Genomic DNA, 7,862 nt, shown 5'->3' with positions numbered 1-7,862 from the left:
CCATCGGTTCTCTCCTTGATTCTCGGGGTGTACTTCAGACGGGCAGGAGCGTGGGCCGGGTGAGGGCCCCGTACAGCTCCGGACGGCGGTCGCGCAGGTTGCCCATTCCCGCGCGGTGGGCATCGATGTCGGCCTGGAGGTCGAAGTCCGCGGTGACCAGGCCTTCGGCGTACCCGGTGGCGGCGACGACCTCGCCGCCCGGGTCCACGATCTTGGCGTTGGCCACGAAGTCCAGCGCACCGAAGGAGCCCGACTGGTTCGCGGCCACCCAGACCACCTGGTTCTCCAGCGCGCGCGCCCGGTCGAACAGGTCGAACCGGCGGGCCCATCGGTCCTCGGTCGGGTCGGGGTGGCGGTTGGTGGCGCTCAGCGGCCACGCGGACATCGAGACGATGACCCGGGCGCCGTCGATCGCCAGCGCCCTGGCGGCCTCGGGGAAGCCCTTGTCCCAACAGATCTGCATGCCGATCCGCCCGACGGGGGTGTCGAAGGCCTCGAACCGGTCGCCCGCGGCGTAGGTCGCGCCCTCCCGCAGCGGCTGGTGGACCTTGCGATAGGTGCCGAGCACCCCGTCCCCGGTCACGCAGACCGCGGCGTTGTACCGGCCGGAGTCGGCGAGCTCGCAGTACCCGGCGGTGACGACGAGGTCCCCGGCGAGGCTCGCCAGCCTGCGGATCTCGGGGCCGTCGACGGTGAAGGCGGGCGGCGGCGAGGCGGATCCGCCGAGGTCGGAGACGTAGCCCCCGAGGGCGGCCTCGGGCAGCGCGAGCAGTTCGGCCCCCCGCTGCTTGGCCTCGTCGATCAGTGCGGCGATGCGGTCGAAGTCCGCCTCGAGGTCCCGGTCGAACGGGGCCGAGACGGTCGCGATCCTGGTCATGGTGTGCGCTCCTCAGCTGGCGGACCGGGGGGCGACCCAGTCCGGGTCGTCCGCGGAGTCGTGCGGGAAGGTGCTCGACGGCGTGCCCGCGAGCCAGTGCAGCCCATCGGCGACGGTGCGCCGCCGGGTGTCGACGATCCGGTCGACGAGGTACTCGGCGTCGGCCGCGACCCCGGAGAACCGGCCGGAGCCCCAGGTGTACTGCCACGGCAGCCCGACGAAGTAGAGCCCCGGCCTGCTGGTGACGCCGCGCTGGTGGGTGGGGTAGCCCCGGCCGTCGAAGATCGGCAGCTCGATCCAGCGGTCGTCGCGGCCGTAGCCCGTCGCCCAGATCACGGTGGTGATGCCCTCGGCCGCGAGGTCGAGCGCCTCCGCCTCGTCGGCCTCCGGCTCCCACACCGGGGCGTGGCGCTCCTCGGTCGGGGCGTCGATGCCCTGCGCCTCGATCCAGGCGTCGATCGAGTCCTTGATCCCCTCGGCGACCGCGTCCGCCCCGTCGAGGTTGGCCCGCAGCTCGGGACCGAAGTGGACGGTGCCGGGGTCGATCCGGTGCAGCCTGCCGTGCAGCCGCATGCCCTCCAGGGCGAACTTGCGCAGGTCGATGTCCCGCCCGCCGTCCCGCCCGGTCACGTAGTGGTTCGTCTTGTGCCGCACGGCCTCCGCGTCGGGGAAGGCGTCGATGCCCTTGGTGTAGGTGCCCATGTCCGAGAGCCACGCGACGCAGTCCCGGCCGCGGTAGAAGCGGGCGACGCGCGGCGCGGTGCCCGTCGCGAGGTGCACGGTCCGGCCCGCGAGGTGCAGGTCCTCGGCGATCTGGCAGCCGGACTGCCCGGTCCCGACCACGAGCACCGCGCCCTCCGGCAGCGACTCGGCGTTGCGGTACTGCGAGGAGTGGACCTGGGTCACGGAGTCCGGGAGCCGCTCGGCCATCCGCGGGGTGCGGGCGACCTGGTACGGCCCGGTCGCGACGACGACCTGGTCGGCGGTCAACGTGCCGCGGTCGGTGCGCAGCGAGAAGGTGCCGTCCCCGCGGGCCCGGAGCGACTCCGCGCGGACGCCCTCGACCAGCGGCGGGTCGAAGGAGGCCACGAACTTCTCGAGGTACTCGGTGATCTCGTCTCGGACCATGAAGCCGTCCGGGTCCGGGCCGTCGTAGGCGAAGCCGGGCAGCGCACACTGCCAGTTCGGCGTGACCAGGCAGAACGCGTCCCACCGGCGGTCGTTCCACTCGTGTCCGGCGGTCTGGGCCTCCAGGACGAGGTGGTCGATCCCGCGGTCGGTGAGGACGCGGCTCACGGACAGGCCCGCCTGGCCGCCGCCGACGACGACGACGGAGCGGTGCTCGCCGTCCAGCTCGGACCGGGCGGGGTCGGGGACGACCCGCAGGTGTGTGTCGGGGGACATGGTCGATCAGCTCCTGAACTCCGGGGTGGTGGACGGACCGAGCCGGACCGTGCTGGGCTCTGGTATCAGTTCACGGCTGATCGATTGCCGATGTGTGTCATCGGGAACGCTTCTGTGTTTCGTGATCGGCGAGATGTTTCGCTGATGTGACTCGCGACCGCCGCCGCCACCGCTCGCCGGACCCCGATCGTGGGCAGGCGTGGCGAGGGTCATGCACGGTGACGGCCCGTCGCCGTCGGTGACGATCTGTGCGGATTCCGCCGCCGCGAACGGCCTCGGGGTTCATCCCGACGAATGGTGGTACACCTGGGGAAACGGGTCGCTCGCACACGATGTGACAGGCGCTGCCCATTTTTCTTGCGCCGCAAACGACATCGTGATACGGATCACGGATAGTCCCGCGCGCATGTTGTCGACAACGCGCGACGCCGGCACCGGCGCAATATGCCTGTTACGTTCGATGGCCATGACGGCAGCCACCAGCGAGATCGCGGATCCGAGCAACGACGAACCCGTGCTCACTGTGGGCCCACCGACCGTCGAGGACGGCGTCGCGATGTGGCGGCTGGCCGGGGAGACCGGCGTGTTGGACGTCAACTCCCGGTACTCGTACCTGATCTGGTGCCGCGACTTCGCCGCCACGTCGGTCGTCGCGAAGCTGGACGGTGAGGTCGTCGGCTTCATCACGGGGTACCGCCGCCCGGATGCGCCAAACGTGCTCCTGGTGTGGCAGGTCGCCGTGGGCGCCGCGGCCCGCGGCCGCGGAGTGGCGGGGACGATGCTCGACCGCGTGTTCGCACAGGCCCCCGGCGTGGCGTTCATGGAGACGACGGTGACCCCGGACAACGAGGCCTCCATCGCGATGTTCACCGCCTTCGCCCGCCGCAACTCCACCGAGATCCACCGCTCGGATCTGTTCTCCGCAGATCTTCTCGGCGACGGACACGAACCCGAGAACCTCTATCGCATCGGCCCGATCCCCAGCGAAGGAATCTGAGAGAGAAATGACCATCTTCGAGGACGTCGAGTCCGAGGTCCGCTCCTACTGCCGCAACTGGCCGGTCGTCTTCGACACGGCCAAGGGCGCGGAACTGTGGGACGTCGACGGCAACCGCTACCTCGACTTCTTCGCGGGTGCCGGGGCGCTGAACTACGGGCACAATCCCGAGCCGCTCAAGAAGAAGCTGATCGAGTACCTGTCGCGGGACGGGATCACGCACGGCCTGGACATGTACACCACGGCCAAGGGCGAGTTCCTGAACACCTTCCGGGACAAGATCCTCAGCCCCCGGAACCTCGACTACAAGGTCCAGTTCCCCGGCCCGACCGGCGCCAACGCCGTCGAGTCCGCGTTGAAGCTCGCGCGGAAGATCACCGGCAAGGAGGCGATGGTGAACTTCACCAACGCCTTCCACGGCATGACCCTCGGCGCGCTGTCGGTCACCGGGAACTCGATGAAGCGCGGCGGCGCGGGCATCCCGCTGGTGCACTCGACCCCGATGCCCTTCGACAACTACTTCGACGGCAAGGTGCCGGACTTCCTCTGGTTCGAGAAGGTCCTGACCGACACCGGGTCGTCGCTGAACGAGCCCGCCGCGGTGATCGTCGAGACCGTGCAGGGCGAGGGCGGCATCAACCCGGCCCGCATCGAGTGGCTCCAGGGCCTCGCGGACCTCTGCAAGCGCCACGGGATCCTGCTGATCGTCGACGACGTCCAGATGGGCGTCGGGCGCACCGGACCGTTCTTCTCGTTCGAGGCCGCGGGCATCGAGCCGGACATCGTGACGATCTCCAAGTCGATCTCCGGCTACGGCCTGCCGATGGCGCTCGTGCTGATCAAGCCCGAGCACGACGTCTGGGGTCCGGGCGAGCACAACGGCACGTTCCGCGGGCACAACCCGGCGTTCGTCACCGGCACCGAGGCCATCCACCACTTCTGGAGCGACGACACCCTGGAGCGGGAGACCCTCCGCAAGGGCGAGCGCGTCGAGGAGGCCTTCAACAAGATCGTCGCGGACACGACCGCCACGGAGCTGACGGCGAAGGGCCGGGGTCTGGCCCGCGGGCTGCAGTTCGCCCAGCACGAGCTGGCGGCGAAGGTGTGTGCCGCGGCGTTCGAGCGGGGACTCCTCATGGAGACGAGCGGGCCGGACAGCGAGGTCATGAAGATCCTCGCGCCGCTGACCATCACCGATGCGGAGCTCGACGAGGGTCTGGAGATCGTCGCCGAGTCCGTCAAGACCGTCACCTCGGGAGCGTGAGAGCAAGCGATGCAGGTTCGTAGGATCGGCGACGTCACGGGGACCAAGAACCATGTGGACACCCCTGGCTGGTACTCCCGCCGGATCGTCACCGCGCACGACCGGGTCGGCTTCTCCGTCGGCGAGACGGTGCTGCGCGCGGGGTCGGTGAACGACTTCTGGTACGCCAACCACGTCGAGGCGGTCTACATCGTCTCCGGCGAGGGCGAGCTGTACGACAAGGTCAACGACGAGACGTACGAGCTCGCCCCGGGCACGATGTACCTGCTCGACGGCCACGAGAAGCACCAGGTGCGGCCGAAGACCGACATCACCTGCGTCTGCGTCTTCAACCCGCCCGTCGTCGGCACCGAGGTGCACGACGAGAACGGGGTCTACCCGCTGCTGGAGCTCCCGCCGGAGCCCGCAGGCAGGGCCTGACACGGCCTGACGCACGCGGGGCGACCGCCGGACCGGAGCCCGGTCCGGCGGTCGCGTCGTGTACCACCACGGACGGACCCGTCTATCGACCGAGAGGAGCACGCATGTCTGCCCCGAGCAGCAGCACGACCAGCACCACCCATGACCGGTACTACACCCGGGTGTCCACGCGACCTGCGCTGATCGAGCGGGCGGAGCCGACCGTGTGGGGCAGTGAGTCCAGCGCGGGCATGTACGGCGCCCAGGAGCTGCACGGGCACGCGGTGAACGGCTTCAGCCAGGTGCCGCAGCTGCTCACCCCCGACGAGGTCGCGGGCTACGCCTCCGAGCTCGACCGGCTCGCCCACGATCCGCTCGTCCGCTCCGACGACCGCTGCATCATCGAGAAGAAGTCCGACGAGGTCCGCTCGATCTTCGAGGTGCACAGGATCTCCGACGCGATCGCCCGGCTGGTCCGAGACGAGCGCGTGGTCGGCCGGGCCCGGCAGATCCTGGGCGGTGACGTGTACGTCCACCAGAGCCGGGTCAACTACAAGCCGGGCTTCGGCGGCGGCGGGTTCTACTGGCACTCGGACTTCGAGACCTGGCACGCCGAGGACGGGATGCCCACCCCCCGCGCGGTGAGCTGCTCGATCTCGCTGACCGAGAACTTCGCCTACAACGGCTGCCTGATGATCATGCCGGGCTCGCACCAGACGTTCGTGTCCTGCGTGGGGGAGACCCCGGAGGACAACTACCGGTCGTCGCTCAAGGAGCAGGAGATCGGCACGCCGGACGAGGACAGCCTGACCGCCCTGGCCAACCGGCACGGCATCGCGATGCTGACCGGCAAGGCGGGCTCGGCCACCTTCTTCGACTCCAACTGCATGCACGGCTCGGGGGACAACATCACCCCGTACCCGCGGTCGAACATCTTCATCGTGTTCAACAGTGTGGAGAACACCTGCGTGGAGCCGTTCTACGCCCCGGCGAGGCGTCCCGAGTACATCGGTGCGAGGGACTTCACCCCGGTCCGCTGACCGACCGCATCATGGAGCCACGACTGTCGTCTGGAGGGTCGAGAACGACGGTTGTGGCTCCGTGATGCTGGGGTCAGAGCTCGGAGAAGGGGAGCAGCTTCGGGCGCTTGGGGAGGTAGCCGTCGCCCGTGTGGTGGCCGCGCAGCCGTCTGCCGGCGTAGGGCAGCACGTGCTCGCGGACCCACCTGATGTCCTCCGCCTGCCGCGCCCGCCAGGCCGGGGCCTCGACGACGGGCCACGGGGTGCGCCAGTCGCTCGGCACCGGCTCGCCCAGCACCTCGAGCGCGCGCAGCGCCACCCGTTCGTGTGCCTCGGGCGTGAGGTGCAGCCGGTCGCCCGCCCAGGCCCGCGGGTCGGCCAGCACGTCCATGCCCCAGAGGTCCACGACGTGGCAGCCGTACCGGTCCGCCACGGCCCGCAGGTTCTCGTTGAAGGTCGCGACGCGCCCCCGCAGCCTGCGCAGCAGCATGTGCATCCGGCGCAGGTCGAAACCGGTGAAGATGATGATGTCCGCGCCGGTGGCGGCCAGCCGGGCGGTGGCGGCGTCCACCCGCTGGGCGAGGTCGTCCGGGTCCGAGGTGATGCCGATGATGTCGTTGCCGCCGGCGCAGAACGAGATCAGGTCCGGCCTCATCTGCTCGGCCACCGGCACCTGGTCGGCGACGACCTGGTCCAGCACCTTCCCGCGGACCGCGAGGTTCGCGTAGGTGAACCCGGGTCGCCCTGCGGCCAGCCGCTCGGCGAGCCGGTCGGCCCACCCCCGCGGCGAGCCGTCGTCCCAGAGGTCGTCCAGGCCCTCGGTGAAGCTGTCGCCGATCGCTACGAAGCTGTTCCACCTGTTCAAGACCCAGCCCCCTTCGCAGACTCGTTGCCCGGCGTCCACCGTGCCGTCATCTGTAGATCGGTCCAGGATCACCCATGTGTTAGCGGTTCCGCCAGACACAGGGTGATCTCGTTGCGCTGATAGGGCACCCTTGCCTGTGTGAGCACACCCGACGAGCAGGGCCCGCAGGCGCCCGCGGACAACCGCGAGTCCCTGCGGGAGATCCTCGGCGGCCGCGGCGGAGCGATCGACGCGTCCATCCCGGTCGTCGCGTTCGTGCTGGTCTGGCTGTTGGCGGGAGCTCTTCGGTGGTGGTCGCCGGTCGGGATCGCGGCGGCAGGCGCGGTCGCGGCGGGCGGTGGGGTGGCCGCGTGGCGGCTCAGCCGGGGCAAGCCGCCGCGTGCGGTGCTCTTCGGCCTGCTGGGTGTGATGGTCGCTGCACTCGTCGCGCTCTACACCGGCCGGGCCGAGGACTTCTTCCTCGTCCAGATCCTCTCGAACATCGCGAGCGCCCTGGCCTGGGCCATCTCGATCGCGGTCCGGTGGCCGCTGCTCGGGATCATCGTCGGCGCCGCCCTGGGTCAGAAGACGCGCTGGCGGCGCGATCCGGACCTGATGCGCGGCTACCAGCGCGCGAGCTGGGTGTGGGTGGCGCAGTACGTCGTGCGGGTGGCGGTGTTCGTGCCGCTCTACCAGGCGGAATGGATCTTCGCGTTGGGTGCGGCGCGGGTGGCGTTCAGCCCCGCCCTCGTCGCGCTGTCCGTGGTCCTCTCGTGGCCCGCGCTGCGCTCGGCGCTGCCTGCCGACCACCCGGGGATCCGGCACCCCCGGGTGCCGGAGGAGCCCGCACCGGGGCCTACCGTGGACGACTCGTCCACGAACGGGTGAGACCCCTCACTTCGAGTGATCGACAGGTGCGTTCCGAAGATCGTCCGCGTTCACCCAGGTGAGGAACCACCACCCGCGCCCCGCGTGATGTGAACGGAGTCATGGCTCAGCATCCCCGCCCGCCCCAGTCCACTTCCGGCCCCCACGGTCGGCCCGTCCCCCCGGCTCCC

The 7,862-nt window shown here is 70.1% G+C and carries 8 protein-coding genes; 5 read left to right on the top strand and 3 right to left on the bottom strand.

All coding sequences use genetic code 11. The annotated features are described in order from the left end of the window. Positions 1-34: 34 nt before the first annotated feature. Both H5J29_RS13935 and H5J29_RS13930 read right to left on the bottom strand, forming a co-directional pair. A complete protein-coding gene (locus H5J29_RS13935) occupies positions 35-877 on the bottom strand; it encodes a carbon-nitrogen hydrolase family protein (protein ID WP_181781376.1) in 843 nt (280 codons plus the stop codon). Positions 878-889: 12 nt separating this feature from the next. Next, entirely contained in the window at positions 890-2,281 is a 1,392-nt protein-coding gene (locus H5J29_RS13930; RefSeq protein WP_181781375.1) for an MSMEG_0569 family flavin-dependent oxidoreductase, read from the bottom strand. 199 nt (positions 2,282-2,480) lie between these two features. Here H5J29_RS13930 and ectA point away from each other — a divergent pair, with 199 nt between their 5' ends. The 4 genes from ectA (at position 2,481) to thpD (ending at position 5,981) form a co-directional block, all read left to right on the top strand. Then, positions 2,481-3,278 carry a diaminobutyrate acetyltransferase gene (gene ectA / locus H5J29_RS13925; RefSeq protein ID WP_312858210.1) on the top strand — a complete coding sequence of 266 codons (798 nt, stop codon included), beginning with the start codon at positions 2,481-2,483 and terminating at the stop codon, positions 3,276-3,278. Positions 3,279-3,285: 7 nt separating this feature from the next. Beyond that, the gene (ectB, locus tag H5J29_RS13920) at positions 3,286-4,542 is read left to right on the top strand and encodes a diaminobutyrate--2-oxoglutarate transaminase (protein WP_181781374.1); all 1,257 of its coding nucleotides are present in this window, start codon (positions 3,286-3,288) and stop codon (positions 4,540-4,542) included. A 9-nt stretch (positions 4,543-4,551) separates the two neighbouring features. Further along, the gene (locus H5J29_RS13915; RefSeq protein WP_181781373.1) at positions 4,552-4,962 is read left to right on the top strand and encodes an ectoine synthase; all 411 of its coding nucleotides are present in this window, start codon (positions 4,552-4,554) and stop codon (positions 4,960-4,962) included. A 104-nt stretch (positions 4,963-5,066) separates the two neighbouring features. Beyond that, complete coding sequence (thpD, locus tag H5J29_RS13910) at positions 5,067-5,981, top strand: ectoine hydroxylase (protein ID WP_181781372.1); 915 nt, start codon at positions 5,067-5,069, stop codon at positions 5,979-5,981. Between the two features lie 73 nt (positions 5,982-6,054). Here the strand turns inward: thpD and H5J29_RS13905 are convergent, their stop codons facing one another. Continuing rightward, complete coding sequence (locus H5J29_RS13905) at positions 6,055-6,825, bottom strand: SGNH/GDSL hydrolase family protein (RefSeq protein WP_181781371.1); 771 nt, start codon at positions 6,823-6,825, stop codon at positions 6,055-6,057. A 138-nt stretch (positions 6,826-6,963) separates the two neighbouring features. On the opposite strand from H5J29_RS13905, the gene H5J29_RS13900 reads away from it, so the two are divergent. Further along, positions 6,964-7,692 carry a DUF3159 domain-containing protein gene (locus H5J29_RS13900; RefSeq protein ID WP_181781370.1) on the top strand — a complete coding sequence of 243 codons (729 nt, stop codon included), beginning with the start codon at positions 6,964-6,966 and terminating at the stop codon, positions 7,690-7,692. Positions 7,693-7,862: the final 170 nt, after the last annotated feature.

It is taken from the genome of Pseudonocardia pini, from assembly GCF_013870575.1.
GTDB lineage: Bacteria > Actinomycetota > Actinomycetes > Mycobacteriales > Pseudonocardiaceae > Pseudonocardia > Pseudonocardia pini.
This window is presented reverse-complemented; position numbering and strand designations above follow the sequence as displayed.